This is a genomic window from Paenibacillus sp. JNUCC 34 (genome assembly GCF_058269055.1).
In genome coordinates, this window is record NZ_CM177770.1 from 2544058 (window position 1) to 2569941 (window position 25884).

Annotated in this window: 26 protein-coding genes; 21 read left to right on the top strand and 5 right to left on the bottom strand. The window is 40.4% G+C overall.

Annotated features, from left to right (window positions below):
* Window positions 1-227: 227 nt before the first annotated feature.
* The 5 genes from AC2TF5_RS12040 to AC2TF5_RS12060 all read left to right on the top strand — a co-directional run bounded on the left by AC2TF5_RS12040 (window position 228) and on the right by AC2TF5_RS12060 (window position 4253).
* On the top strand, window positions 228-386 hold the full coding sequence (locus tag AC2TF5_RS12040) for a hypothetical protein (protein ID WP_491302372.1): 159 nt from the start codon (window positions 228-230) through the stop codon (window positions 384-386).
* Window positions 383-694: a hypothetical protein gene (locus AC2TF5_RS12045; RefSeq protein WP_491302373.1), complete on the top strand. Its 312-nt coding sequence runs from the start codon at window positions 383-385 to the stop codon at window positions 692-694. The genes AC2TF5_RS12040 and AC2TF5_RS12045 overlap by 4 nt, the downstream gene beginning before the upstream one ends.
* A gap of 360 nt (window positions 695-1054) precedes the next feature.
* On the top strand, window positions 1055-1606 hold the full coding sequence (gene ybiA, locus AC2TF5_RS12050) for a riboflavin biosynthesis intermediates N-glycosidase (RefSeq protein WP_491302374.1): 552 nt from the start codon (window positions 1055-1057) through the stop codon (window positions 1604-1606).
* Window positions 1607-1819: 213 nt separating this feature from the next.
* The gene (locus tag AC2TF5_RS12055; protein ID WP_491302375.1) at window positions 1820-3010 is read left to right on the top strand and encodes an MFS transporter; all 1191 of its coding nucleotides are present in this window, start codon (window positions 1820-1822) and stop codon (window positions 3008-3010) included.
* Between the two features lie 268 nt (window positions 3011-3278).
* A complete protein-coding gene (locus AC2TF5_RS12060) occupies window positions 3279-4253 on the top strand; it encodes a helix-turn-helix transcriptional regulator (protein ID WP_491302376.1) in 975 nt (324 codons plus the stop codon).
* Window positions 4254-4301: 48 nt separating this feature from the next.
* Here the strand turns inward: AC2TF5_RS12060 and AC2TF5_RS12065 are convergent, their stop codons facing one another.
* Both AC2TF5_RS12065 and AC2TF5_RS12070 read right to left on the bottom strand, forming a co-directional pair.
* On the bottom strand, window positions 4302-5165 hold the full coding sequence (locus AC2TF5_RS12065; RefSeq protein ID WP_491302377.1) for a DNA alkylation repair protein: 864 nt from the start codon (window positions 5163-5165) through the stop codon (window positions 4302-4304).
* Window positions 5166-5229: 64 nt separating this feature from the next.
* Entirely contained in the window at window positions 5230-5922 is a 693-nt protein-coding gene (locus tag AC2TF5_RS12070) for a Crp/Fnr family transcriptional regulator (RefSeq protein WP_491302872.1), read from the bottom strand.
* A gap of 205 nt (window positions 5923-6127) precedes the next feature.
* Here AC2TF5_RS12070 and AC2TF5_RS12075 point away from each other — a divergent pair, with 205 nt between their 5' ends.
* Both AC2TF5_RS12075 and AC2TF5_RS12080 read left to right on the top strand, forming a co-directional pair.
* On the top strand, window positions 6128-7075 hold the full coding sequence (locus AC2TF5_RS12075) for an acetylxylan esterase (RefSeq protein ID WP_491302378.1): 948 nt from the start codon (window positions 6128-6130) through the stop codon (window positions 7073-7075).
* Window positions 7076-7341: 266 nt separating this feature from the next.
* The gene (locus tag AC2TF5_RS12080) at window positions 7342-7797 is read left to right on the top strand and encodes a V4R domain-containing protein (RefSeq protein WP_491302379.1); all 456 of its coding nucleotides are present in this window, start codon (window positions 7342-7344) and stop codon (window positions 7795-7797) included.
* 183 nt (window positions 7798-7980) lie between these two features.
* On the opposite strand, the gene AC2TF5_RS12085 is transcribed toward AC2TF5_RS12080, so the two are convergent.
* Window positions 7981-8121: a hypothetical protein gene (locus tag AC2TF5_RS12085; protein WP_491302380.1), complete on the bottom strand. Its 141-nt coding sequence runs from the start codon at window positions 8119-8121 to the stop codon at window positions 7981-7983.
* 123 nt (window positions 8122-8244) lie between these two features.
* On the opposite strand from AC2TF5_RS12085, the gene AC2TF5_RS12090 reads away from it, so the two are divergent.
* From AC2TF5_RS12090 to gshAB, 5 genes are all read left to right on the top strand, one after another.
* A complete protein-coding gene (locus AC2TF5_RS12090; protein WP_491302381.1) occupies window positions 8245-8562 on the top strand; it encodes an ArsR/SmtB family transcription factor in 318 nt (105 codons plus the stop codon).
* 12 nt (window positions 8563-8574) lie between these two features.
* Window positions 8575-9627 (top strand): ACR3 family arsenite efflux transporter, encoded by a 1053-nt coding sequence (gene arsB, locus AC2TF5_RS12095; protein ID WP_491302382.1) that lies wholly within the window; start codon window positions 8575-8577, stop codon window positions 9625-9627.
* Between the two features lie 25 nt (window positions 9628-9652).
* The gene (arsC, locus tag AC2TF5_RS12100; RefSeq protein ID WP_491302383.1) at window positions 9653-10075 is read left to right on the top strand and encodes an arsenate reductase (thioredoxin); all 423 of its coding nucleotides are present in this window, start codon (window positions 9653-9655) and stop codon (window positions 10073-10075) included.
* A 63-nt stretch (window positions 10076-10138) separates the two neighbouring features.
* Window positions 10139-11485, top strand: coding sequence for an MATE family efflux transporter (locus tag AC2TF5_RS12105; RefSeq protein ID WP_491302384.1), 1347 nt, complete (start codon window positions 10139-10141; stop codon window positions 11483-11485).
* Window positions 11486-11511: 26 nt separating this feature from the next.
* Window positions 11512-13845: a bifunctional glutamate--cysteine ligase GshA/glutathione synthetase GshB gene (gene gshAB, locus AC2TF5_RS12110; protein ID WP_491302385.1), complete on the top strand. Its 2334-nt coding sequence runs from the start codon at window positions 11512-11514 to the stop codon at window positions 13843-13845.
* Window positions 13846-14243: 398 nt separating this feature from the next.
* Here gshAB and AC2TF5_RS12115 read toward each other — a convergent pair whose 3' ends face one another.
* Window positions 14244-14654, bottom strand: coding sequence for a hypothetical protein (locus tag AC2TF5_RS12115; protein ID WP_491302386.1), 411 nt, complete (start codon window positions 14652-14654; stop codon window positions 14244-14246).
* The gene (locus AC2TF5_RS12120) at window positions 14638-15111 is read right to left on the bottom strand and encodes a MerR family transcriptional regulator (protein ID WP_491302387.1); all 474 of its coding nucleotides are present in this window, start codon (window positions 15109-15111) and stop codon (window positions 14638-14640) included. Before AC2TF5_RS12120 ends, AC2TF5_RS12115 begins: the two co-directional genes overlap by 17 nt.
* Window positions 15112-15570: 459 nt before the next feature.
* On the opposite strand from AC2TF5_RS12120, the gene AC2TF5_RS12125 reads away from it, so the two are divergent.
* The 9 genes from AC2TF5_RS12125 to AC2TF5_RS12165 all read left to right on the top strand — a co-directional run bounded on the left by AC2TF5_RS12125 (window position 15571) and on the right by AC2TF5_RS12165 (window position 25862).
* Entirely contained in the window at window positions 15571-16095 is a 525-nt protein-coding gene (locus AC2TF5_RS12125; RefSeq protein WP_491302388.1) for a GNAT family N-acetyltransferase, read from the top strand.
* Window positions 16096-16323: 228 nt separating this feature from the next.
* Window positions 16324-16794, top strand: a complete 471-nt coding sequence (locus AC2TF5_RS12130) for a hypothetical protein (protein WP_491302389.1) — start codon at window positions 16324-16326, stop codon at window positions 16792-16794.
* Window positions 16795-17562: 768 nt separating this feature from the next.
* Window positions 17563-18564 carry an MFS transporter gene (locus AC2TF5_RS12135; RefSeq protein ID WP_491302390.1) on the top strand — a complete coding sequence of 334 codons (1002 nt, stop codon included), beginning with the start codon at window positions 17563-17565 and terminating at the stop codon, window positions 18562-18564.
* Complete coding sequence (locus AC2TF5_RS12140) at window positions 18486-18740, top strand: MFS transporter (protein ID WP_491302391.1); 255 nt, start codon at window positions 18486-18488, stop codon at window positions 18738-18740. Before AC2TF5_RS12135 ends, AC2TF5_RS12140 begins: the two co-directional genes overlap by 79 nt.
* Window positions 18741-18821: 81 nt before the next feature.
* Complete coding sequence (locus AC2TF5_RS12145; RefSeq protein WP_491302392.1) at window positions 18822-19694, top strand: phosphotransferase family protein; 873 nt, start codon at window positions 18822-18824, stop codon at window positions 19692-19694.
* A 114-nt stretch (window positions 19695-19808) separates the two neighbouring features.
* Window positions 19809-20897 (top strand): serine hydrolase domain-containing protein, encoded by a 1089-nt coding sequence (locus AC2TF5_RS12150; protein ID WP_491302393.1) that lies wholly within the window; start codon window positions 19809-19811, stop codon window positions 20895-20897.
* Window positions 20898-20997: 100 nt separating this feature from the next.
* Window positions 20998-21885, top strand: coding sequence for a YwqG family protein (locus AC2TF5_RS12155; RefSeq protein WP_491302394.1), 888 nt, complete (start codon window positions 20998-21000; stop codon window positions 21883-21885).
* Window positions 21886-22198: 313 nt separating this feature from the next.
* Entirely contained in the window at window positions 22199-24046 is a 1848-nt protein-coding gene (locus AC2TF5_RS12160) for an ABC transporter ATP-binding protein (RefSeq protein ID WP_491302395.1), read from the top strand.
* Window positions 24027-25862: an ABC transporter ATP-binding protein gene (locus AC2TF5_RS12165; protein ID WP_491302396.1), complete on the top strand. Its 1836-nt coding sequence runs from the start codon at window positions 24027-24029 to the stop codon at window positions 25860-25862. The genes AC2TF5_RS12160 and AC2TF5_RS12165 overlap by 20 nt, the downstream gene beginning before the upstream one ends.
* Window positions 25863-25884: the final 22 nt, after the last annotated feature.

Here is a 25884-nt window from a genome sequence, read left to right on the forward strand (position 1 = left end):
AGCAGCATGTCGGAACCGTAATCGGGGATGGCGTGACGGGAGCTCCCATTATAGAGCTAGAGTATAAACATTGCCTGCAATGTCGTACTTGATAAGGTTAATATGGCGACATATTAATGAAGCTGGGGTGGTACCGCGAATAACTTCGTCCCCAAGACATGATGTCTTGGAGGTGAAGTTTTTTTATTTGCAATTACCACGTATCAAATTCATTAGGAGGAGTCGACATGAGTAAGGAAACGAAGTATCCAACCGAAAATTTTTTAGTTAGATTGATTAATGATGAGCTTGAATCGAGACCACTCGAGCGAGACATGTGCACGCGATTTCCACCCGAGCCTAACGGTTATCTTCATGTGGTACAGGATTTACCGGGCGTAAGGTGAAGGGAACGATCCAATGGGTCTCAGCGGATCACGCCATAAAAGCAGACGTTCATTTGTACGAGAAACTACTTCTTGAAGAGAACATTCCAAAGGATGACAGTGTTGATTGGACGGATGCCATCAATCCAAACTCACATGTTGTTATAAAGGACGCTTTGATCGAATCGTTCATTGAACATGCTTGCCAGGAACAAAAATTTCAATTCTTACGTCATGGCTATTTTTGTGTAGACAAGAAGTTCACTACCGATGACCGACTTGTATTTAATCGTATCGTACCGTTGAAAGATACTTGGAAGAAGAGATGAAGTATGAACAAAAGCGTGACAAATTATTTTTGAACCTAAAAATCCGCTAGCTTAGCGGATTTTTTGTTTAAGGAAATAGAAAAGAATATGAACCGAATGCTCTGTATACGGGGATATATGTCTTCGAAACACTGTTTGTCCAGGGTGATCAAGAGGGGAATGGGAAATGGGTAACACCACTTGTAGTCGGATAAATCATTCAGATACAGCAAAGCTTTCGACTACTCCAGTTGACAAAGAGTCCCAAAGAGTGTATCTTGTTATTAACACTTTGATAATAACAAGTTGTGAATAACTAATAGCCGCGAATAGGTGGTAAAATTGGTAGCAAGAGACCACAATGGGCTGACGGAGGATAGAATGATATATAACATTGATGAATTGCAAAAAGTATATCGAGCGGGAGAAAGACGGAAGTTCCTATACTTCTGGGGCCACACGCCCCCCGCTAGCGGAGGCGTTAATTCGAGCTGTTTTAGCCAATGGTGGAAATGCCATTTCATTGTGGAGGGCGAATCTTACAGTTGTACCGAGCAATATATGATGGCGGAAAAGGCGCGGCTGTTCGGTGATGAAAAAATGCTTGAAGCGATTATGAATGCGAAGCATCCAAAACAGATGAAAGAGTTCGGACGTGCGGTTAGATCTTTCAATAACGACGTTTGGGAAAGACATTGCTACGAAATTGTTAAACGAGGCAACTATGCTAAGTTCGAGCAAAACTCACAGCTTTGGGATTTTATGAAAACTACGAAAAACCGAATATTGGTAGAAGCGAGTCCTGTTGACCGGATCTGGGGAATTGGAATGTCGAAGGACAATCCGAACGTAGATAACCCATTGAAATGGCGGGGGAAGAACTTACTTGGATTTGCACTGACCGAGGTGCGCGACCAGTTACTGGAGCGATAAGTGAGGTTAGCAACTGAGTTTTGTAAACTCAGTTACTTTTTATGACTGCGTAGGTGAAAGATGAATGCTCACTATTTAAACTAGCATTAGAAAAACTAAATCCGTTTATCCGTAGAATCAATCCGTTTCAAGGTAGCAGAAGTTACGAATTTCTCTTAACATTCAGGAAGTAAAGCGTCATTCGAAGATGCTGCGAAAGGAGAAATTTGTTATATGGCTAGAATTCGATTTAGTATATTTTTTAGTGTCTTTGTTGCGATGGTGGGACTGATGATTATTGCACCTGTCATGCCTCCACTTATTCGAGAATTGGGTTTGAGTGAATCGCACTCGGGCTTAATTATTTCTTTAGGCTCCGTTGCGATGGCATTAATGGCTCCAGTATGGGGACGTCTTAGTGATGTAAAAGGAAGAAAGCCTGTGATTATAGTTGGCTTCATAGGAATGTTTGTAAGCTACGTCGCGTTTACAGCGACCATGTATGCTGGACTCAACGGACTAATTAACGGTGGACTTTTAGTCGTATTGCTCATTGCAGCACGTGCTATGGTCGGACTATTTATCCCGGCCGTCCCTTCGTCGGCGCAAGCGTATATGGCGGACGTCACCGATGAACAAGAACGTTCTGCAGGTATGGCATTCATTGGAGCCGCCAATGGACTTGGCCTTGTGCTTGGTCCGGCGATCGCAGGGGTGTTCGCCCTGATCGGACTAATCTGGCCCCTTTATATTGGAGCTTTGCTGCCGATAATAGCTATTATCGTTGTACTAGTACTAATCCCTGCGCACAAACCAATTGTTCAAGAAAAGCCACCAAAGGTGAATCCGTTTCAAAAAGGTGTGCGCCTTTATCTATTTGCAGGTCTCGTAACCATGCTAAGTATTGTTACCTTGCAGGTAATCGGAGGATTCTATTTCCAAGACCAATTATCTTTGACCACACAGGAAACCGCTCGAATGCTCTCATTGGGCTTAATGTTTACAGGGGTAGCGATGATCATCACACAGGGTATTCAAATGAAAAAGCAAAAATGGCTACCTAAGCAGCTTATAATGGTTGGATCAATATTGTTTATCATTAGCATAGCGCTATTTTTGTTAGCCAATCATTTAATAAGCTATTACATCGCATTTTTCTTGTTCGGGGTAGGATCAGGTCTAATGATGCCGGGCTTTATGGCGGGTGCGTCGCTAGCAGTTGCCCACGACCAGCAAGGAGGCCTAGCAGGACTTGTAGGTTTTGTTCAAGGTGTATCGGCTGTGATCGCGCCAATTTTAAGCACAAGCCTGTATCAATTGGATAGACATCTTCCTTTTGCAGTCATTGCTGGATTGGTTCTTGTTTTGGGCATAACGTTATTTACGGTGAACAATAAGCGAGTGGAACGAAGCTCGGCAACATAGCCACTACGATCATTTAACCCTCTGATTCTCCGCACAATTGATTTAGAGGCATAGATAGTGGAGGGATGCGTCCTTGGAGAAAGGACTTATTTTTAAAGAATGTATTGATAATGATTATCGATCTCGTTAATATATAGTTAATGAATCATGATCTGAAGCGTGAAGAGACGGTGAATGAAAGAGCAGCAGGAATCAAATGAATGGCATTTTTGTGTAAGCCACACTCATCCTGCTGCTTTTTTTAGAATAGAACGGAAGGAGAATGGTTTTGAGACTACAGCTAGAAACCCGGGATTTGGAAGGCGTATACAGCGAGTTTAACGAGCTTAAACCATCAACCTCGGCACAGAATCCGTATCATCAATACTATTCTTTTCCGACACAGAGCGGAACGGGGCATTTACAACGAATTCATCTAAGAAGAGGGCTCGAGGTGAATTGGATCGATACACAAATGTATGAGCCGATGACGATGGATGTTGGCATCCACTATCCGCATCTGGAGATCTCTTATACCATATCGGGCAAAGGCTGCTGGGAAACATCTGCTAAGGCGCAAGATTTCGAACTGTCTACAGGAGTATCGACGCTTCTCTATATTAAAGACACAAAAATGCATGCAGAGATGTCACACAATGAACGAATGCTGCATATGGAGCTTCGATTCGATATGCGGCAGTTCAACACCATTCTTCCTGAGCTGGATCGATTGACTGCAAACCCAGTCTTTTGCAGACAAATCGCAGGTTCACCTCATATTTCACAGCTCGTAGAACAAATGAAGAACTGTCCCTATAACGGCTCGCTTCAGAGACTTTATTTAGAAGGAAAGGCACTAGAGCTACTAGCTTTTCACTTAGATGGAACAGATAAAGTAGAGATGAAAAAAGAAGTTACATCGAAGTTAACGTCCTATGATATCCAATGCCTTCATGAAGCGAAGAATATATTATCTCGTAACTGGAAGCAACCTCCTAGTTTACTTGGGCTTGCGAGATTAACTGGGCTTAATGATTACAAGTTGAAGCTTGGCTTCAAAGAATTGTTCGGAACGACAGTATTCGGTTATGTGCGTGGACTACGAATGAACGAGGCTCGAAATCTATTAGAGCAGGGAAAAGCGAACGTTAGCGAAACCTCCATCCAGGTTGGGTACCACAATGTAAGTCATTTTGCATCACTCTTTCGAAAAACATTTGGTTACAATCCTAGTGAAATCGGTAAGATCGCCTCTAAAGAATAACATGAAAACAGCATCTCATTATTGAGGTGCTGTTTTCCACTAATATAACTATACAAGCCCGTCTTTAGATAAACTTCGTTGAGCACGACTAACAATGCGTTTCGTTTCTTTAGTATTGGAAGTCTCAGACCAATCTTTGCACAACTGAATTATCCAATCCGGATTAGATTTACTGGCATCATTGAGCCAATTGCCAACCGAATCCTGCACATATCGGGATGGATCAGACTTTACTGCTTCTAAAAGCGGTAAGGCTAGAGCAGGATTTTCTTTTAAAGCAGATATATGTTTGGCCCAAACGCCTTGTGGACGAGTGGATTCGATCGCGAATCTTCTGATATTCGGATCCAAGTCTGTGACCCAGTTGATTAAAATATTCAATGATTGTTCCAGATTATTGATAATCAACTCTCTTACAGCCATCCAAGAAATCTCACGTACACCAAAATGAGAGTCGGCAGCAAAAGGGCGAATGCCTGCAAGCTTCTGATCGAGATTCAGTTTTTTGTTTAATCCAACGACATAAGCAGCCCAGCAGCGTACACTGTCAGAACGATGGTCAGCTAGTAACGAAAAAATACGTGATTGCTCTACTGGCTGTTGTCTTTCCAACAGTACCAGCCATTCATTTGCTACTGCCGGTATAATTTTCATTATCTTTTTTTCATTCTGAGCATACAGTGCAGTTAGCATGGGTTCTGACTCTTGCTGTAATCCTATTTCAAGTAAAATATTGCGAAGTAGTTCCAGGTGATCAACAGCCAGCCACTCTGTTAGATTGACACTTTCCAAAACTCCCTTTTGCAATAAACTAACAACTTCTGGAGGAATCTCCGTAACCTTCCGAGCACCCTTTCGTTGTAAAATGGCATCTGAAATCGAAATCATATTTTCAATAATAATCAGTCCCATATCGAATATTTGTTAATTCACTTTTACTATACATAACTGGATTCAGTAAAAACTGTAATGCAGTTTACAAATCTTCCCGATCTAGTTCTCGTATCAGTTTTTCTCTATGAATACTGATGGTTTTATATCTTGTTCGAATCAGTCCTTCTTTCACAAAATCTTGTAACACGGAGGACACCGCTTCCCGGGTTGCTCCGACCATATTAGCAATTTCTTGGTGAGATACAGAGAGATCGATTTGTACAAAACTGTCGCTAATTTCAGTTGCAAATTGGTCAGCAAGCTTAATCAAAACATGTAAAATTCTTATTCGTAATTTGCCGAGAGCCAGACTATAAGCTAAATGGTTCATATTGACAATTCGTTCACTCATCACTTGAAGCAAATTCATCATGAAGCGGGGATGATCGATTAAAAAAGTCTCAAACCGAGATTTATCCATCAGACAGATGTCGCATTCTTCTAGTGTTTCAATAAACATTTCTCTTGTGCCAAAAGAAATCCCGGACAGCTCGCCAAATACATTCCCTTCATTGAGTATATCCAAGGTAAACTGCTTACCATCGGTATTCAGTTTGTAAATTCGAACTTTTCCTTTTTTTATAAAGTATAATCCTTCTGTGAAAGAACTCGGAGTTTGGATATATTTGTTTTTAGGAATGGTTGTAATGGAGGTCATTTGGTCCATCTCTTTTAAATCCTCCAAAGAGAGGCACTGCAGCAGATTGAATTGTGACAAGTAAGCGATTTTATCCATCATTTCTCCTATTAATTATCAGGAAGGCATACCCATAATGAGACAAATGGCATCATTCCAATTTTAAAAAGTTATTTATTCTTCATTATACAAGGATGATAACTTTCGGCGATCTCTTTTTTACATTCGGTATAGCGCGGCGAATCGGAATGATGTATGGTGGGAGATGGTAAACAAGATGAAGTGGAAGGGCAGGTAACAGCTTATGAACGCGATTGAAAAAAGAATCGAGGAATTGTATCGATACAACCCGGACGTGGTGGCACCGCCCGACCTCACCGAGTTCTGGAACCGGACGATTACAGAGGCGGGGGAGTGTCCGTGTGTCGGCATCCGGGTACAAACGGAGACACCTTTCCCAGCAATGGACGTCTATCATGTTACCTATGAAGGATATGATAACACGCCGCTGAAGGGTTGGTACATCATACCGAAGTATACGCTGGAGCGGAGTTTGCCTTGCGTAGTGCTCTTCCACGGATATACGGGGGGCAAAGGCTATCCGGAACAGTATGCAGATTGGCTTATGCTGGGATACGCAGTTTTCGCCGTAGACGTGCGCGGACAAGGCGGAGAGACGGGTAACCGGATGGACAGCGAATACGGGATGACGAAGGGCTGGATAACACAGGGGATCCTTGATAAGGACACCTGTTATTACAAAGCCGTCGCAGTTGATGCTATGAAGGCGATCGAATGGGTGGCCTCACAACTGGAGATCGACGCGTCGCGGATCGTCGTGGCCGGTGGCAGTCAGGGCGGAGGTATTAGCCTGCTGGCAGCCGCTATAAGCGACACGCCGTCCATCGTTGTGGCAAATATTCCGAACATGTGCCATATGGACTTCGGGCTGCTGAATTCAACTAGTTCCCTGACAGAGGCGGCCGAGTTCGTAGAACGATTTCCGGAGCATCTGAACGCCGTTCTGACAACACTGAGTTACTTCGATATACTCCATCTGGCGGACCGCATCGATATTCCGGTGATGATGTCCGTCGGGCTGAAGGATACAGTGTGCATGCCGGAGACCGTGTTCGCGGCGTACAATCGTATTTCGTCCGAGAAGATTCTGAACATATATCCGTTTACGGGCCATGCTGTCGGCGGCTACCAGAAACGTCAAACATTTGAGTTCTTGAAAAGGCATTTATAGTACAAGCTAAGGAGAAGGGAATTACACCAAATCCAATTGTTTTGATGTAACAAATATAATGATGTTCAACATGACCCGTAAGGTGACACTTTACAAGAAAGTGATCATCTTATGGGTTATTTGTAAGCCGGTGATTCTCAAATTGGTTCTCACTAAAGAGAGCTCACTGTTATTCATAAATGTGTGCAGGATCACTCTCTTCCAATTGTGAAATGTTAAACTGTATCAGTACCCAATAGAGTAAATAAAGGGGAGGCGCAGTAGGCATGAAAGAGGTATTTACATACGAGGACATGAAGTTAATCGGTCGGAAGAAGCTGGGAACCCAGGTGCCACTGGAGTTGTTCCGGACAATTCGGTTGATTGGTTTACATCAAGCTCTACCAATGGGCGGGAAGGGAACTACCGTTACAATTGGTCGCAAAATAGGAGAATCACTGCCTGTATCTACATTAGAGGATATCTTGGTTTTGTTCGAAGAGCTTCAGATTGGTATTCCAAAAGTTGTATATCAGGATGAGTATAAGCTTCGGATAGCAGTTGAGGAATGTTTCTGCAAGGGGCTTCCAGTGATGGAAGGGAAGATGATCTGCGATTTGGAAGGGGCCATATTGGAGGGGGCTATCAATAAAATATGGGAAGACAGGGTATCCGTGCGAGAAGTTCTGTGCAACGTAAGCGGAGATGATCATTGTGAATATGAGATCCGTTATTTACGATAAAGCAAAATAAAGAGCCGATGAATGTAATCGGCTCTTTATAGCGTTGAACTTCAATATTACTTCATTAATCTTCCCAGATGATCTCGCCACTTTCAATTTTGGAAAGTATCTCTTTCCATGTTTCAGGTTTAAATCTACTTTCGTCTGATCGACTTACTGAAATGAGTTCATAAAATGCCCCCTCTAACTTTGTCTTTTCCATTCCTTCCCTCTGCTTTGAGAAAAAATATTCAGCAACTTGCTGGAAGTTACAGGATGGTCAAATCCCCAAATAACCTGCATCAATTCCATTTCTCTATCAGATAGTTTTTGAAAATCCTCCATGTTAGACATCTCCGTACCGTCACTGACCTCAATTACCGTTTATGATGAAATAATCGATTGCTTATATAAGTATGTAGTTATATAATGTAGTAGTTATTTATGGAGGAGGATGAACTTCAAATCATGATTTCAATCGAAGAAATGGCTGAGCATTTTAAGCTGTTAGGAGATAAAACTCGATTAAAGATTGTATCGATCTTAAATCAACAGGACATGTGTGTCTGTCAACTGGTTGAACTGCTTCAAACTACGCAACCGAACATCAGCCAACATCTTCGAAAACTAAAGGATGCTGGTTTAGTTAAAGAAGAGCGAAGAGGACAATGGATTATATATTCACTCCAAGTATCAGAACATCCGCACATTCAGGATGCTCTTCAATATTTACCGAAGCTTGAAGAAGATGTCCAACAAAAAATAAACAGCATGATGTGCGAATAGGGGATGAATCCTATGAGTGAGAGAAAGACGAAGAGATTATCTTTTCTAGATCGTTACTTAACCTTTTGGATCTTCGGAGCCATGGCTGTTGGTATAGGTTTAGGGTATATGATACCCAACTTCTCAGAAGTGTTATCCAGTATGCAAATAGGTACTACTTCTGTACCACTTGCAATCGGCCTCATTGTCATGATGTATCCACCGCTTGCGAAAGTGAAATATGAGAAGCTCGGAAGAGTTTTTAAGGACTGGAAGGTTCTCTTATTGTCCTTAGTACAGAACTGGATTATAGGTCCTTTCTTAATGTTTTTCCTAGCGATTCTATTCCTAAGTGATATGCCCGAGTATATGATTGGACTCATCATGATTGGGCTGGCTAGATGTATTGCGATGGTTTTGATATGGAGTGATCTAGCGAAGGGAGATCCTGAATACACAGCAGGTCTCGTAGCATTCAATTCCATCTTTCAGATTTTGTTCTATTCCGTTTTCACGTATGTGTTTATTACGGTGTTGCCTGGCTGGTTTGGTGTCGAAGGAGCCGTTGTAAATGTCTCCATGGGACAAATTGCAGAGAGTGTGCTTATCTACCTAGGAATTCCGTTTGCAGCAGGATTACTTACTCGTATTATTGGGATTAAATTGAAAGGTCAACAGTGGTATGAACAAGTCTTGATTCCGAGGATCAGCCCACTTGCGCTCATTTCCTTATTATTCACGATCGTACTGATGTTTACATTAAAAGCGGATTTGATTGTGAAGCTGCCACTTGATGTAGTACGTATTGCTATTCCAATGATCATCTATTTTGTTGTGATGTTTCTGGTATCCTTTTTCTTATCAAAAAAGTCGGGTACTTCGTATCCAGTCGCTTCTTCATTATCTTTTACGGCGGCAAGCAATAATTTTGAGTTAGCGATAGCAGTAGCGATTGGTGTTTTCGGTTTGGATTCAGGGGTTGCATTTGCTGCGGTCATCGGTCCGTTAGTTGAAGTGCCAGTATTAATCGGGCTTGTAAATGTGTCGCTTTGGATTAAACGAAAGTATTTCGAGCCAACTATATAGAAATGAGAAATAGGAGAGAGTAGAGATGAGAAGTCCATTAATTTATTTTCTATGTACAGGAAACTCTTGTCGTAGTCAGATTGCAGACGGTTGGCTAAAAGTGCTCGGTGGCGACCGCTATGATGTGAAGAGTGCTGGCTTAGAAGCTCATGGATTAAATCCAAGAGCGGTTCAAGTGATGAATGAAGCAGGGGTTGATATAACAAACCATACATCCGATGTGATTGATCCTATAATATTAAATCGCGCTGACTATGTAATCACTTTATGCGGTCATGCAGATGAGCATTGCCCGATCATAACCAATACTAACGTAATCAAGTGGCATTGGGGATTTGATGATCCAGCGAAAGCAGTGGGTACAGAAGAAGAAATTATGACTCAATTTCGAAATGTACGGGACGCAATAAAAGCAAGAATTGAATATTTCCTAACCGACGGAAAATAATTCACGCTTTGAGCCGACCCTCGTGGTCGGCTTTTACATTAGGCTAAGAAGGAGTAACTAGTTATGAAGGGCATAAATGATTTGACCCATGGTCCTATTATGCCTACCTTAATGAAATTGACACTTCCTATCATCGGAACCAATTTCATATCTACAACCTATGGTCTTGTCGACATGATATGGGTTGGAAGGTTAGGAAGCGGACCTGTTGCAGCGATTGGCACGGCTAGTTTCTTCATTAATCTAGCGATTGCTTTATCAACAATGATAACGATTGGTACAGGGATCAAGGTATCACATTGTATGGGGGCCGGTCAGGCAGATAAAGCTAAGTCCTATGTGAAGAACGGATTAATCATGTCTGTATTATTGGGACTTCTGTATATGGTATTTATCGTTTTAACTCGGGATCAGCTCATTGGTTTCTTTGATCTGGGAAGTGATGAAGTTGAGCTCATGGCCAAGCAATTTTTATTGATATCCATTATGGGTACTGTATTTTCAATTCTAAATACCTTGTATGCGACCATTTTGAACGCTATGGGAAACAGTAAGCAGCCGTTTCATATCTTCTCCGTAGGTCTCATTTTGAATATTATCCTCGATCCATTGTTGATTTTTGGAGTGGGCAGTTTTGAGGGTTGGGGAGTTGTAGGGGCAGCCATTGCCACACTAACAGCCAATTTATTAGTGACCGTGTTATTTATCATCCAAACAAGAAATTCGGAATTGATCTCTATTTCGTCTGTATGGGATAGCCGTCTTATGAAAGAAGTCATCGGAATGGGGATTCCGATTACAATTCAACGGGTCACTTTTACGGTTATTTCGATCATCATTGCTAAGATCATTGTGCGTTGGGGTGCTGATGCCATTGCGGTTCAAAAAGTCGGGATACAAATTGAATCGATTTCCTATATGACCATCGGTGGTCTACAAGGAGCGATTGCTGCCTTCTTCGGACAAAATTACGGAGCCCGTCGATTGGATCGAATTCAGCAGGGGTATCATAAAGCATTGCTGTTGACGTCTATATTCGGCATTATCATATCGCTTATATTTATTTTATTTCCACAACCACTCTTTTCGCTATTCCTAACCGATGAGGCTAGTTTAGCGTTAGGAACGGATTATATGCGAATCATTGGTTTTTCCCAAATGTTTATGTGTATGGAACTGATGACAGTAGGTGCATTTAACGGAATCGGTAAAACACATGTTCCGCCGATTTTTAGTATTTTATTTACTGCGTTAAGAATACCGCTAGCTTTGATCTTATCCGAGCCGTTTGGCCTAAACGGGGTGTGGATGTCGATTGCGCTGAGTAGTGTGTTCAAGGGTGTCATTTTAGTCTTCTGGTTTAAGAGATCTTTTCGCAAAATGAATGTTCCACAAGCAATTCGTTATTAAACAGATGATAAAGGAAGGTCGTTAAGATGAATTTGCTAAATCGTGAACTCATACAGATTTTGATAGACAAATCGTTAAATGAAGATCTACTTCGTGGCCATTTCGGTTTAGAAAAAGAAAATGTGAGGGTTGATCAAGATGGAAAACTTGCATTGACACCTCACCCTAAAGCTTTTGGCAGTAAAACGAAAAATCCTTATATTCAAACTGATTTCTCAGAGAGCCAGATCGAGATGATTACCCCAGCTTTTGACTCGATTGATGAGACTTATCGTTTCATGGAAGCCTTACAGGATATTGTTTCTTTAGAATTGAACGGAAGCGGGGAATACTTGTGGCCAAGCAGTAATCCTCCCATGTTGCCCCAAGAGCAAGAGATTCCGATCGCAAAAATGAACGATCCTATAGCGGACGACTATCGAAGCGAATTGGCGGATAAGTATGGGCGTAAAAGACAATTGCTAAGTGGAATTCATTATAATTTCTCGTTCGATGAAAGACTCCTTAGAAAGCTACATAAAATAGAGGGGCGGAACGAAGATTATAAAGAATTCAAAGATGCGATCTATTTTAAATTAGCTCGTAACCTGTTGAGATACCGCTGGTTGCTCATCTATTTAACAGGGGCAAGTCCTGTTTTTGATAAAACCTATATGGAACGATGCGTTGCACTAGGGGATTCACATGATGATAAAAGTTACTATTTTCCGAACATGAACTCACTTCGAAATAGCGTATGCGGATATCGGAATGAAAAACCGTTTTATGTATCCTTTGATTCGGCAAAAGACTATGTTCATGATATGAATGAGCTGATTCGAAAGAATGAATTGCTGAGCGAAAAAGAATTTTATAGCCCTGTTCGCATGAAAACAGCAAAGGGTATTAACCCCTTGCAGGAACTTATTGAAGATGGAGTAGCTTATTTAGAGCTTCGCTTAATCGATTTAAATCCACTTCATAAGATTGGTATCAGTAAAGAAACGATGCAGTTTATACATTTGTTTATTCTTTTTATGCTACTTAAAGTAGACGAACCCTTCGATGTAAAAGATCAAAGGATAGCCGATTTGAATCATGATCAATTAATAATGGAGGGCCTAAGAGGACGTTTAAACGATCATGAAGATTGTCAGTCAACGATGGAAGAGATGGCACTCGCTTGTATCCATGAGATGCAGGAAATGGTGGGACTCTTGTTCCCTAGGGGGGAGGATTACCTGCATATACTGAATGGGGAAAAGCAAAAAATCCTTCATTCAGATTTGAGCCCTGCATCTATGGTGATGACCGACATTCAAGAATCATCCTATCTGACGTACCATTTGGATAAAGCAAAAAAGTACGCTGGGGAAAGTATTATAAATGGATATCGTTTCGCTGGATATGAGGACCTTGAATTATCGACTCAATTGCTCTTGAAAGCAGCTGTGAAACGAGGCATTAAGTTTAAATTGATGGATCGGGATGAGAATTTTATAGTGCTTTCAGAAGGTAATCACAATGAATATGTGAAACAAGCCACAAAAACGTCCTTGGATTCCTATAGTACCGTGTTAATTATGGAGAATAAGATTGTTACAAAAGAAGTTCTCAAACAACATGGAATTCGTGTACCGTTAGGCGAAGCATTCCAAAGTCTGGATGAAGCGATGACCGCCTATGAAACGTATCGTGGCTCACCCATTGTGATCAAGCCTAAATCGACCAATTTCGGACTAGGTATTACGATCTTCAATCGCGACATTTCGAGAGAAGATATGCAAAAAGCATTTGAAATAGCTTTTAAGCATGATCGGACGGTGCTTCTAGAGGAATTCATGACAGGCAAAGAATATCGCTTTCTGGTCATGGGCGATGAAGTGGTTGGAGTATTGCATCGTGTTCCTGCTAATGTCGTCGGAGATGGTATTCACACGATAAAACAACTTGTTCTTGAGAAAAACAAAGACCCACTTAGAGGTCAAGGGTATAAGACTCCTCTTGAAAAAATTCAATTAGGGGAAGCTGAAGAGATGTTCTTAAAGAATCATTTCAAAACCTGGGACGATATTCCCCGATTAGGGGAAATTATCTATCTGAGAGAAAACTCAAATATTAGTACAGGTGGGGACAGTATCGATTTTACGGATGACATACCAGAAAGTTATAAAAATCTAGCCATTCAATCGGCTAAAGCTGCAGGGGCAACGATCTGTGGTGTAGATATGATGATTGATCATATCGAAGAGGAAGCAACAGATGCGAATTACAGCATCATCGAAATCAATTTTAATCCAGCGATTCATATCCACTGTTACCCTTATATCGGGAAGAATAGAAGAGCGGATGAAAAGATTCTGGATTTATTGTTTGGTTAGACTATATAAGTCAATATTAGCCGGTCCCATATGTAGTTGGGACCGGCTTTTACTTACACCATAAACGCTGATGAGAGAATATAAGGAGATGAACCGCTGGAGTTTGTTTGGATTTTGCGATGTCTAGATCCGAATTGAATGCATAGGGTTACCTAGAAAGTACGTGCGTTTAATAAGAGATGATATTGTGAAATGTCCTTGGTCGAAAGTGAATGACCAGGGGAATTTTTTATTTATAGGCTCTGTTATCCTTGATTGTTGATTTGCGACTAAAAGAAAAACCGCCACATTAGGCGGTTTATTCTGAACTAATTTCCCGTTTGCGTATTGCAAATCACTGGCAGTGAAACGCAGTTTAGTGCTTCAAACCTTCTACTGGTTTTTGATGATTGACCTCCTTACTCTTTTTTCTTTATTCTTGTGCCCAGTATAATGAAAGCGGCATAGATTAAGATGGCAATCGAATCGATTAACGTATTCGTAAGTACCGAAACATCATAAAATGCGGTTACACCGAGAATGACCATCAGACGAATGAGCAGAAGTGACACGATCATCCACGCAGCAAACCGGATCTTAGATTTCTCGCTTTGAAATGACAGGATAATGAATACTATGCCAAAAACCAGATTCTCAGCGGTGATAATGTGCCAGACATACGTAAATGTTATCCGTGTATCCAAGGCTATATCATTCACTAAGAGCGTCGGCAGTACAGCGGATTGCCCGTTCCATGCGTGCGTAACAGCAAAAAGTATTGCAAGAACGCCGGCAATCAAACAATAATAATTCTTAATTCTGATGTCCATCACAATCCTCCTTAGTTATTTCAGGTTCCTTTTTGTGAAGATCCCGGTAAATCTCCCGAACGAACACTGCCAGCTGCTGGTCACTTTCATGATTAAAGTCCCTTAGCGTTTTAACTGCTACGTCGAGCAACTGACTGACCTTTTCAAGATGTGCGATTTTCTTGCGTGTTTCTGCTTTCTTGGCATCAAGAAATTCAGCGACCTCCTGGCAATAAGCAGGATCTACACTCTGCATTCTGTGGAACTGAAACTTCCCCTTGATTTCTTCTAGAGAAAAGTCCGCATACTGCATGATTTGAATATTCATCAAATCGACGATGTCGTCCCTAGAATACCTGCGATAAGAATTGTGTCCCCGAGACGGCGATACGATTCCAATACGGTCATAATACCGGAGCGTATCCTTCGGAATACCAAGTATCCGTGAAACCTCATTTATAGAATATTGTTTTTCCATACATTCACAATAACATTGGAGTAAACTCCAATGTCAACTCGTTTTTACTATCTTTTTCCACGGGTATTCATGCAATCCTTACAACTATGCTGTCCGTTACTTTAACAAAAAAATTAACAACACAGTTTAACAAAGCCTATTTAAAAGAAGTAGTGAAATAAGAAAGGGAATGGGATACAATTCCAAATAAGGGCTTGAATAATAGCTTAGCGTATTTTGAAAGCAGCTCAAGATGTCGGAGACAACAGTTAACATAGTATTCACGCGGCGGAGCTGCGGCTCCTTGGTTCGCCCGAAGGGATCGGCAGAGTAGTGGAATCAGGCGAACAACCCTGCGAACCTAACCGCAGTCGCGGCCGCCCCATACGGGGCTTAAGGTTCTCGGGTTCGTATATAAATACAGGAACGTTATGTGCAATACCCTAAGGTCAAAAAAATCATCAAAGGACGTGGAAACATATGAACAACTTAAAATTAGTAAAGCCTCAAATAGAGCTTGAAAATGAGTATTTATCATTTTATCAAGAGTGGAAAGTATCTGGTGAGGATATGGTTCCTTGGGTCATAAGTATGGATCCAAGTGATTTTCAAGGGATGTTGAAGTCACTGTCTAATAATGAGGAGGGTGTTGGCTTACCTGAAGGTTGGGTCTCCGATTCAACGTTTTGGTTGGTCGATAAACATAATAGAGTATTAGGTGCAGTTAATATTAGACATCAATTAACCGAACATTTGTATAATGCTGGTGGGCATATAGGTTATGGTATCCGCCCGTCAGAGAGATTAAAAGGCTATGCGACAAAACTATTGGAACTGTCCTTGATTGAGGCCAAGAAACTGGGAATAAAAGATGTATTAGTTGTCTGTGATGCTTGTAATGTGGGATCTGAAAGAGCCATTATTAAGAACGGTGGGAAGTCCGATAGAGATTACATAGAAGAAGATGGAAACGTAATTAAGAGATATTGGATTAAGAATACTTGAAACTAGTTTAAAGAAGAGGGTACAGCGCATAACAACGTATCTACGCTGCGGGCTGTTCGTCCTGGTCTGCAAGAGGCGTTTCGAAGAAGCGACACAGCAGACAACCCTACGAGGCTAAGTCCGTTGGACCCGGTCGCTGACGCTTCCTTAAGCCTCTCGGGTTCGTAGAGACACAACGTTATAGGAAATAGGAGTGAAACTCATAAAACAAAAAAGAGGTTGAAAAACATGAGTAGATTTTCCTTTATAGTTTCAAATAGTCCATTACCTGAAATAGACCTGATCGGTTTTGTTAGAATGAAGGTTGGGGAATTTAAGAAATTGAATATTCAAACAAAAGGACACTCCATGACAGCTGAATTAGATGATGACGCAGATTTGCTATATGCAGAAGATGAAACAAAAATACATGATCTTAAAATATCCCTTTGTACAAATCCACCCTATGGTTTAGAGGTGTATATTAAAAAAGAATTTGTTTATTGGATTAACGGAAATTGTCTTCGAGGATCTTGGAACGAACAACTTTATGATTATCTGAAAGGATTACAGAATAATAAGGCTGGACTTGAAATATGGTCTATATGGTTTGGGGATGGACATCAAGAGATTAAAAATATGGAACTAAAATTATTGGATTTGAAATTATCTGACTTAGAAATATTGAAGGGGATAAATTACTGTGTCAAGTTTGAATAGATTCTGTTGTTTATTCAAGAAGGACGCATACAATCCTATAACAACATATTTACGCAGCGATGCTATCGACCCTTGATTGACAGATGTATAGTCATGGAAGAAGATCAGTCAACAAACGACCCAGCCCAAGATAAGAGCTATCTAGGGTGGGTCGTTTCGTGAATACCTTAATGTTATAAGAAATCAGTGCGAAATCATAAATGTCAGGAGGTTCAAGATGCAAAAACCAATAATACCCAAAGAACCCATTGTACCGAAATTAACACTTGATCAGGCCTATCAAAAAGGGTTGAGTAAATAAATTATAGTCACAGGCGGTGGATGGATACGGATATAGGTCGAGCTAGAGTATTTGGGGAATTTCTAAGAATTGTTTACCTTGGCGGGATCGGTCATGTTTTACCCCTTGAAGAGATGGTCGGAGGACTAGAGGACTACATTTCATTAAATCTTTACAAATAAAAACCTCAAGATCATGAAGTAAATCTAGAACAAAGGTATGAAATAATAAGCTAATCATGGGGGCTAAAGCTTTGGAACAATGTGGGAACAAATATGATAAACTGCTTTCTACTGATTCATTTGATCATATTGGTATTGTTTTAGCATGCAACGACAAAGAAATATTAGTAACAGAGGGTAACAGGGATAATCAGAATTACTCAAGCGTTTTCTATCAATCCCATCATTTAAGGATAAATTGATATTGCGTTGTGATTTGTTCATAAGGATTTATATCGGCTTCAGAAAAAATAGAAAGGTGTTGTCATGGATTATAAAAAATTAAAGATTCCTATTATTATGATTTCTTTACCAATCATTTTTTTTGACTTTTTATTGCCTGTGTATACAAAAGAGCTGGGAATTACTACATTTCAACTCACTATCTTAATTTCTGTGTTCTCAATGTTTCAATTGATCATGAGACTTATTCTTGGTAGGGTCTCAGATAAATACAGTCGGCGCTCCATATTTATAAGTTCTTTATTGTGTTTTTTCATAGCGTACTTTGTCTATGCCGTTGCGACTGAATTATCGATTCTGCTCCTCGCCAGAGTGATACATGGTGTAGCAGGTATTTTGCTTACAATATCCATGTACGGAATGATCACAGATACAAAAAGTGGTTTTGCACAAAAATTAGGAAGCTTTAGCAGTAACCGAAATTTTGGCGGTCTTATTGGCGTTGGATTAAGTTTTTTTATTCTAAACAGATATGAGCTGCTGAACGGATGGACAGTATTATTTACGGCTTGTGGAGCAGTTGCCGCATTGGCATTTGTTTACTCTTTGGTCATATCCAGAGCATCTGAGCAGCAACGTATGACTTATATACCTAAACTTGTTTTATCTCCAGAAAAGCGCAAAATCTGGTTTGTTAATGTGCTTTTCTGTTTGTTATACAGTATGATTGGTGTTTTATTAATCCCCTATCTACAGGCTGAATTTGATGCGGACATCAAAGAAATCGCAATTACTTTTTTGTTGCCATTGCTTGTCTCCTCTTTTTCAGGTTCCCTTTTAGGAAAAATTGGGGATCGCGTAGGTTATCGTAAGGCTACTACTTTATCAATAGTTATATCCTTCATAATCATTTCGACAATTGTATTTTCTTCTAGTCTAAGCATTTTTGCTTTACTTTGGACAATTTTTATCATTTTCTATTCTACGTTTATCTTTCTCTCGATGCCATGTTTTTTAGGGGGATTCCAGAAGGACATATTGGGGATGCCTTTGGCAAATATTCCATTGGCTCAAATCTTGGGATGATCATAGGACCTGTATTGGGTGGCTTTTTGTTTGATACATATGGCCCTACTATTCCTTATATTATATTTGCAGTAAGTATGGCTCTGCTAGTTCCACTCCTGTTGACTATGCTCCCGAAAGACGAACCGTACCATCCAGTGATTACGATAGAGAACCGGACTCATTCGCATAAATGAGCTTAAAGCGTGGGAAACGAGATTATAGGAAATCAGCCGAAAGCAAAAATCAATTTATTCATATTTTGAAGGAGTGTTGACATGGTCTCTGCATATATTCAGCGTATTCAAGAAGTTTATCCAAATTTACTTATACATGATATTAAACTAAATGAGATAGGACAGAACAATGACGTATTTATTCTTAATCACTCTCTCGTCTTTAGGTTTCCTAAGTATGAGCAAGGTTTAGAAAAGTTGAAACGAGAAACTGAATTATTAGAAGTTATAAAAAATCACGTATCAATACCAATTCCTTACCCAGCCTATCAATCATTTGATGAAATGAAAGTGGGCAAAACTTTTATGGGATATCAGTTAATTGAAGGTTCCCCATTTTGGAAAAAAGAATTATTGAATATTAATAATCAAAACCTCTATGATATCATTGCCTCTCAACTTGTCACTTTTTTGATTGAATTCCATTCCATGAATATACCGGAAACAATTGTTTCTCAAAAGGAATTTGAGAGTATACATAAAAAAATCGAAAAATTGTTTTTAAGGATTAAAGAGAATCTGTTCCAGTTTATGCGAACAGAAGCAAGAGAAAGAGTAGAGAATAATTTTATTGCCTTTCTGAATAACCATCATAATCAAAATTTAAAACAAACCTTTATTCATGGAGACTTTGGAGCAAGTAATATTATTTGGGATCCAAAGGAATGTAGAATTGCAGGAATTATCGATTTCGGAGGCTCGGGATTCGGGGATCCTGCATACGATTTTGCAGGGATTCTTTCCAGTTACGGAGAAAAGTTTTTTGAGAGATGCACTTATTTGTACCCAGGTGGAAAGCAAATTTCAAACCGTGTTCACTTTTATAGGAGTACATTTGCTTTACAGGAAGCTCTACATGGATTAGAACATGATGATCTGGAAGCTTTTGAAAATGGAATAAAAGAATTTCGATAATATAACTCAATATAATTGGTGATTTTTTCATTTTTTCGTGTGTTATGTCTAATTCTGTCTTATAATTAGGGAGTGTTTAATAAGCTATAAAGAAATAGACTGAGAGGTATAAATTTGAAAAAATCCTTAAAAATTTTCTCTATTACTATTCTTGTTATTGTAATCATGTCTATAGTAGCTTTGCTATTATTTGGACGTAACAACCATAGTAATTTATCTGGAAGCGTTTCTGATAAAATCGATCAGTATTTGACAAATGAAAAATTTCAGGGAACCGTCCTAATTGCAAAGGAGGGTGAAGTTTTATTTACAAAAGGTTATGGATTGGCAGCCACTGATTTACCTAATAGCCCAAGCACGCTCTATCAGATTGCTTCATTATCTAAAACATTCACTGCAGTAGCAGTCATGCAACTAGTAGAAAAGGAACTTCTAAACTTAGATAATCCAATTTCGCAATACTTTCCAGACTTTCCGAATGGAGAGTCTATTACAATAAGTCATCTACTAAGTCATAGCTCGGGAATTCCGGATTATCTAAAGGCGAATTTCGAATTTGACTACAGCAAAGAATGGAATCCAAATGATATTGTAAAAACCGTTAGCGATTCTGAATTAGAGTTTACCCCAGGTAAAAGCTTTAGTTATAGTAATACTGGTTATGTGATGTTAGGACTTATTGTTGAAAAAGTCAGCGGACAGTCATATGCAAATTACATAGAAGAGCATATTTTTGAGCCAAGTAACATGTTTAATTCTATGTTTACGGTTTCGGCTGGTATACCAAAAGCGGAAGGACATGTAGAGGGGAAAGTAGGACCCTTAATGCATAATTCTGCAGCGTATGCAGCTGGGGATATCATTTCTACAGCTGAAGATTTAGAACTGTTTGACAGAGCCCTGCGTAATAATTTATTGATAAGTAAAGAAACATCAGAACTGATGAGTATGACCCATGCTAAAAAGTTTCCGTATCAATATGGATATGGATGGTATACTCAAGATGTTATGGGGAAAAAAGCAGTTGGGCATTCAGGAGGATATCCAAGTGGTTTCCGTCATTATGTTGCACGGCTAAATGACGAGGAATTAACAGTGATCGTTCTTAGCAACGAGATGACGGTGAATTCAAAAAGAATCAACCGTAATCTTACATCCATCGTTCTTCAGCAGCCAATTTGGATATGGGAAGAGAAACTTTAATAGTTATAGAACGGCAATTATAGATATGATTTTTGCATTTTATCGAAGTGGTTCTGTCAATATTTTTAGTATATGAAGCCATAGGAGGAGTTTAAAAAACATGCAGCTAAACGAACAAAATAAGAAAAAGTTACAGCACATCATCAGTGAGCATCAATTTAGTCATGCTGAGGAATATCTATTGGAACATACACGACAAGGTATTCGATTATCCAAACAGGGATTGGCTAACTATGGCATACCCTGTACCTCCCGAATAGGCGGAGATCCGGATCTTCTCCCACATGTTGAATGGCCGCAGAATTCGGAGGGGAAGCCGATGACTTTCTTGGCTCAGCTACAATTGGAGGATTTGGCCAAGCATGATGATTCTTCATTGCTTCCGGTTAACGGCATGTTGTATTTCTTTATAGGTGTGGATGAGCCTGCCTATAACATTGAGCATCGGGTTCTGTTTTTGCAAGAAGATCAAATTGTTAACGCTCGTCGGCGCCCTTCTCCAGAATTGACTACGCTTGAAGAGGAATATACCGGTTATCACGTTGAAACAAGGGCGTCACTTGAACCTCCCAACTATGCATATGTGGATGATGAACAGGTAGAAGACGATGAGCATGATTTTGAAGCTTATGAAGAGCTGTGTTTCCAGTTGAGCGGCTCGGATAGTGACGATCTGGCTGTAATCTTCGGCTATCCCGCCACCCAGCACGGAGATTGTGAATATGAGGCCGCTTTAATGATGTTAACAGGGAAGGAATACACCTATTCTCCCGAAGCAGCTATACAGCAAATCACCGATCATTTTGGCGGCAGCTCGGAACGGGCTGAGCAGGAGATTCGGGATACCTTGCTGCTACTGGCCATCGATTCGGATGATGAGGTGGGCTTCTGTTGGTGGGATGCCGGAGAACTGCAATTTTATATCCGTAAAGAGGATTTGCTTGCGGGAAATTTTGCTCATACCTATTGTTCTTTATATTCCAGCTGACAACTTGTCTTAAAGCTACTGCTCCTCGGCAGCAAAATTTATTTGGAATATGAAGGGAAACCCTTCCCAGATAATAATTGACAAATATAAAATGGGAAGTTATGTTTAACGAGGAAACATTTTGATAGTATTAAAAACAATAACAATATGTACTCAATAGGAAATGGAAGAGACGCGAGAATCCAAAATCCAATTATGGGATTTATTTGGATTCTAAGCGTCTTTTTTTGTGCAAAAAAGTATTTTCGTGGAATTAATCTATATGATAGAAAAAATTAACATATATCTTAGTTAGAAGGGACAAAGATTTGTCGTGTCTAAAAACAAAAAAGCAGTTTTTAAAGATAAGCTTTTGGCAGCTCAGTGGGGAATTAAGCTTGCGTGGAAAATTGATAAGAAAATGTTTCTGATCTGGCTGGTTATTAGCATCGGTCTTGCAGTACTACCTGCAGTGGCACTTGCCTATAACCGAGATGTAATCGCGAACTTATCTGGATTTATCTCCTCGGGAATAGGTACCTATTCATCCGTTATACCCGATATTGTAGTGCTTGGAATTATCCTTACCGTATCTGGACTTTCGGCAAGGCTGAATGACGACCTATTGTACATGATGATGTATGATTCCTACTATTTGGGTCTGGAAGAGGTCATGATGGACAGCGCACAACGTGTTGATCTCACTGAGCTTGTGAAGAAGGAGGTCAACGATGATTATTACGCAGCCATTTCTCGATGTGGGTCACTTACTGATTTAACTAGTTCAGGCTGTGCACTTCTTGCAAAGCTTGCCTCTATCATTTCCTTGATGGTGGTGGCGTTCATAACATCCAAATTCATTTTTCTCATGACAGCGATCTATATTGTTGTGGTCATTTGCCTGAACTCTGCTTTCTCGAATAAGGCACGTACGGTATGGAAAGAGATGAGGGAAATGCTTCGCAAGGCAGATTATTTTGAGAAGCTTGCTCAGAATGGTGATACGGCTAAGGAGACGAGAATTTTTAATAGTGCTGATCAAATTAAACAGGAATGGGAGAACGCTTACAATCAGATCGAGCAGAGTCAGGTACGCCGTGCTTATGGTATCGCTCAGCTGACCTTTTTCAGCAAAATAGGTTTTTATATATTTATGGTGTTGATGATCCTTTATTCCTTGTTTCAAGTATCTAATGGCAAAATGGGACCAGATGTCCTTCTGATGATCTATATTCTTTGCACCAGTATTGCGGATGCGGTGTCCACTATACCTAAGAGCTATCAACAGTTAGATTATGGTCTTTATGGTCTGGACATTCAAAGACGCTTCTTTGAAAACACCCCAACGATAGATCTCAAAGAAGAGCAGCATAAAGCAAATACGGCACTTGATGAGGAAATCTGCTTTGAAGTGAACCATATGTCTTTTGCCTATAACAAAGAAAAGCCTATTCTTAAGGATCTTAATTTTACAATTAAGCGTGGAGAAACAGTTGCACTAGTTGGTAGTAACGGCTGCGGCAAAACGACTCTCGTTAAAATTCTGCTCGGATTATATCACCCTACAGAGGGAGAAGTGAAATTCTGGGGTAGACCCTATTCGGATTACAGCAAAGCGTATATGAATGAGAAGATGGGGGCTTTTTTCCAAGACTTTTACTTATTTCATCTGACGCTTGGCGAGAACGTAGGCATTGGGAATGTAAAAGAAATCGAGAACGAAACGATGATTCTAGATGCGATTCATAAGGGGGGAGCTAGTAAGGTGCTCCAGAAGCTGAAGCAGGGGGTCAATCACCTTCTTGGTAAGCAAGTTTATAAAGATGGTGCTGTGCTATCTGGTGGAGAGGGGCAACGTGTGGCTGTTTCTCGGGCTCATATGAGCGATAAGGAAGTTATGTTATTTGACGAACCAGCCTCGATGTTAGATCCAATTGCGGAGATGGAGCAGTTCTTTCACATCAAACAGAAATTAGGAGGAAGGACTTCCATTCTGGTTTCCCACCGTATTGGGTTTGCTCGTCTAGCAGACCGTATTCTGGTGATTGATGGCGGTAGAATTGTTGAGGATGGTGCCCATGAAGAGTTGATGGCACAGGGAGGCGTATATGCTAACTTTTTTCAGGAGCAAGCGCAGTGGTACGATCAGGAGGTTGTAGAGAATGAAACACAAAGAGCTTAATGAAAAGCTTGGTACCCGTGCAGTTCTAAGCGTTGCATGGAAGGCATTACAAGTTAGCTTTCGTACCAAAAGTAAGCTATCTCTATTGGTAAATCTATTAGGTTTTGCTGTAGCTTTTGTACCTGCGTGGATCTCCATTACGCTACGGCGGTTTACGGATCATGTGCAATTGATGTCTCAGGGACAGGAAACGCTGATGAATGCCCTTATGATCTTCCTGATCCTTATTGTTCTTTATCTGATACAGACGGGCTATACATTTGCTCATGATTATTTTTCAGAGGTTGATCGGCAACGTACGACTAAGTATATCAAGAAGACCGTGATCGATTGTGCGAGCAGAGTGGAATACAAGTACATTGAGAATGAAGGCGATTTTCGCGAAAAGTTGGAATTTGCTGAGAGGTTTGGAGGCGCACAAGTGGCGCAAAGTATGCAGCAGACCATTGTGGTACTTCAGCAATTGATTGCTTTCTTTACCATTATTACTGTGTTAGCAGATGTTAGTGTGTGGATTGTTGTCATTCTGCTCTTAACGTGCATTCCAGCTGTTGTGCTCTCTATTATGCAAAAAGATGAGGATTACAAGAACAAGACCAAAAACATGAAAGATGGTGCCATGTCCGTTCATTTGTTTTATATGGCATCGGGTGCGAATGAAAATTGTAAGTCTATGAATGATGTTAGATTTAATGGTATTTATCCGTGGATTAAGGAGCGATGGCGCACCGTATCTCTACGTTATCTTAAGAAAAAGAATAGCTTAACTCGCAAGCACGTTATCTATAATTCAATTGCGGATATTCTACGGAACTGTGTGTATATTGGTATCTTGCTGCTAGTTGCAAAGGAGATTTATGAGACCCCAACTATTGGGCTAGGAATCTTTATGTTAGTGTCTACACTCGCTGTACAACTACAGACCGCTACTACAAAAGTATTTGTGGGTGCGGCACAATTCTTTGGTGATATTAAATTCATGCATGATTTCTTCGAACTGGCTGCTACGCCCCAAGAAAAGCTTGAGGATAACCCACAGATTCTAGATCATGCAGATATTGTATTTAATGATGTGAATTTCACCTATCCTAATTCGGCGGCACAGGCACTGAAGAACCTGAATATAACCATCAGGCAAGGTGAGAAAATTGCGATCGTTGGTGAGAATGGTTCAGGTAAATCCACCTTTGCTAATCTGTTATGTGGCATGCATCAGCCTACCACAGGTGAGATTAGAATAAGTGGACTCAATATGAAGGATCATTTGTCTACCGTGCGTAATGCCATCTCAGTTGTGTTTCAAAATTTCGGTAGGTACGAGACTTCTATACGGGGGAATATTACGATTTCAGATAAGGACCGTCAAGTAACGGATGAAGAACTCATGACATTAGCGAGTAAGACGGATGCGTATTCGTTTATTCAATCACAGCCTCACGGTTTGGATGAAATGGTAGGAACTTTTAGTGAGGGTGGCAATAATCTCTCCGGCGGACAATGGCAGAAAATTGCTATTACTCGCGCAATGTATCGTGACAAGGCAAGAATCATGGTGCTAGACGAACCTACGTCTGCCCTAGATCCTGTTGCTGAGGCGCAGCTATACCGAGATTTTACTCAGATTACGGGTGACAAAACCACGATCCTAATTTCCCATCGCTTGGGTATTACCTCGATTGTAGATCGCATATTAGTGTTTGCAGATGGACGAATTATAGAAGAAGGCAATCATGAACAACTGCTAGCCAAAGGCGGTCAATATGCCGATATGTATCATGCACAGGCGCGGTGGTATAGTGAAATGGTAAACTTTTAGTATAGATGGAAGAAATGATGAG

Bases quoted from the DNA above. Each gene is read 5' to 3' on its own strand.
- AC2TF5_RS12080 (WP_491302379.1), top strand. From the start codon at position 7,342: ATGAAAGAGGTATTTACATACGAGGACATGAAGTTAATCGGTCGGAAG.
- gshAB (WP_491302385.1), top strand. From the start codon at position 11,512: ATGAATTTGCTAAATCGTGAACTCATACAGATTTTGATAGACAAATCG.
- AC2TF5_RS12135 (WP_491302390.1), top strand. From the start codon at position 17,563: ATGGATTATAAAAAATTAAAGATTCCTATTATTATGATTTCTTTACCA.
- arsC (WP_491302383.1), top strand. From the start codon at position 9,653: ATGAGAAGTCCATTAATTTATTTTCTATGTACAGGAAACTCTTGTCGT.
- AC2TF5_RS12070 (WP_491302872.1), bottom strand. From the start codon at position 5,922: ATGGATAAAATCGCTTACTTGTCACAATTCAATCTGCTGCAGTGCCTC.
- arsB (WP_491302382.1), top strand. From the start codon at position 8,575: ATGAGTGAGAGAAAGACGAAGAGATTATCTTTTCTAGATCGTTACTTA.
- AC2TF5_RS12155 (WP_491302394.1), top strand. From the start codon at position 20,998: ATGCAGCTAAACGAACAAAATAAGAAAAAGTTACAGCACATCATCAGT.
- ybiA (WP_491302374.1), top strand. From the start codon at position 1,055: ATGATATATAACATTGATGAATTGCAAAAAGTATATCGAGCGGGAGAA.
- AC2TF5_RS12115 (WP_491302386.1), bottom strand. From the start codon at position 14,654: ATGGACATCAGAATTAAGAATTATTATTGTTTGATTGCCGGCGTTCTT.
- AC2TF5_RS12145 (WP_491302392.1), top strand. From the start codon at position 18,822: ATGGTCTCTGCATATATTCAGCGTATTCAAGAAGTTTATCCAAATTTA.
- AC2TF5_RS12125 (WP_491302388.1), top strand. From the start codon at position 15,571: ATGAACAACTTAAAATTAGTAAAGCCTCAAATAGAGCTTGAAAATGAG.
- AC2TF5_RS12055 (WP_491302375.1), top strand. From the start codon at position 1,820: ATGGCTAGAATTCGATTTAGTATATTTTTTAGTGTCTTTGTTGCGATG.
- AC2TF5_RS12140 (WP_491302391.1), top strand. From the start codon at position 18,486: ATGTTTTTTAGGGGGATTCCAGAAGGACATATTGGGGATGCCTTTGGC.
- AC2TF5_RS12165 (WP_491302396.1), top strand. From the start codon at position 24,027: ATGAAACACAAAGAGCTTAATGAAAAGCTTGGTACCCGTGCAGTTCTA.
- AC2TF5_RS12075 (WP_491302378.1), top strand. From the start codon at position 6,128: ATGAACGCGATTGAAAAAAGAATCGAGGAATTGTATCGATACAACCCG.
- AC2TF5_RS12105 (WP_491302384.1), top strand. From the start codon at position 10,139: ATGAAGGGCATAAATGATTTGACCCATGGTCCTATTATGCCTACCTTA.
- AC2TF5_RS12040 (WP_491302372.1), top strand. From the start codon at position 228: ATGAGTAAGGAAACGAAGTATCCAACCGAAAATTTTTTAGTTAGATTG.
- AC2TF5_RS12120 (WP_491302387.1), bottom strand. From the start codon at position 15,111: ATGGAAAAACAATATTCTATAAATGAGGTTTCACGGATACTTGGTATT.
- AC2TF5_RS12085 (WP_491302380.1), bottom strand. From the start codon at position 8,121: ATGGAGGATTTTCAAAAACTATCTGATAGAGAAATGGAATTGATGCAG.
- AC2TF5_RS12130 (WP_491302389.1), top strand. From the start codon at position 16,324: ATGAGTAGATTTTCCTTTATAGTTTCAAATAGTCCATTACCTGAAATA.
- AC2TF5_RS12065 (WP_491302377.1), bottom strand. From the start codon at position 5,165: ATGGGACTGATTATTATTGAAAATATGATTTCGATTTCAGATGCCATT.
- AC2TF5_RS12090 (WP_491302381.1), top strand. From the start codon at position 8,245: ATGATTTCAATCGAAGAAATGGCTGAGCATTTTAAGCTGTTAGGAGAT.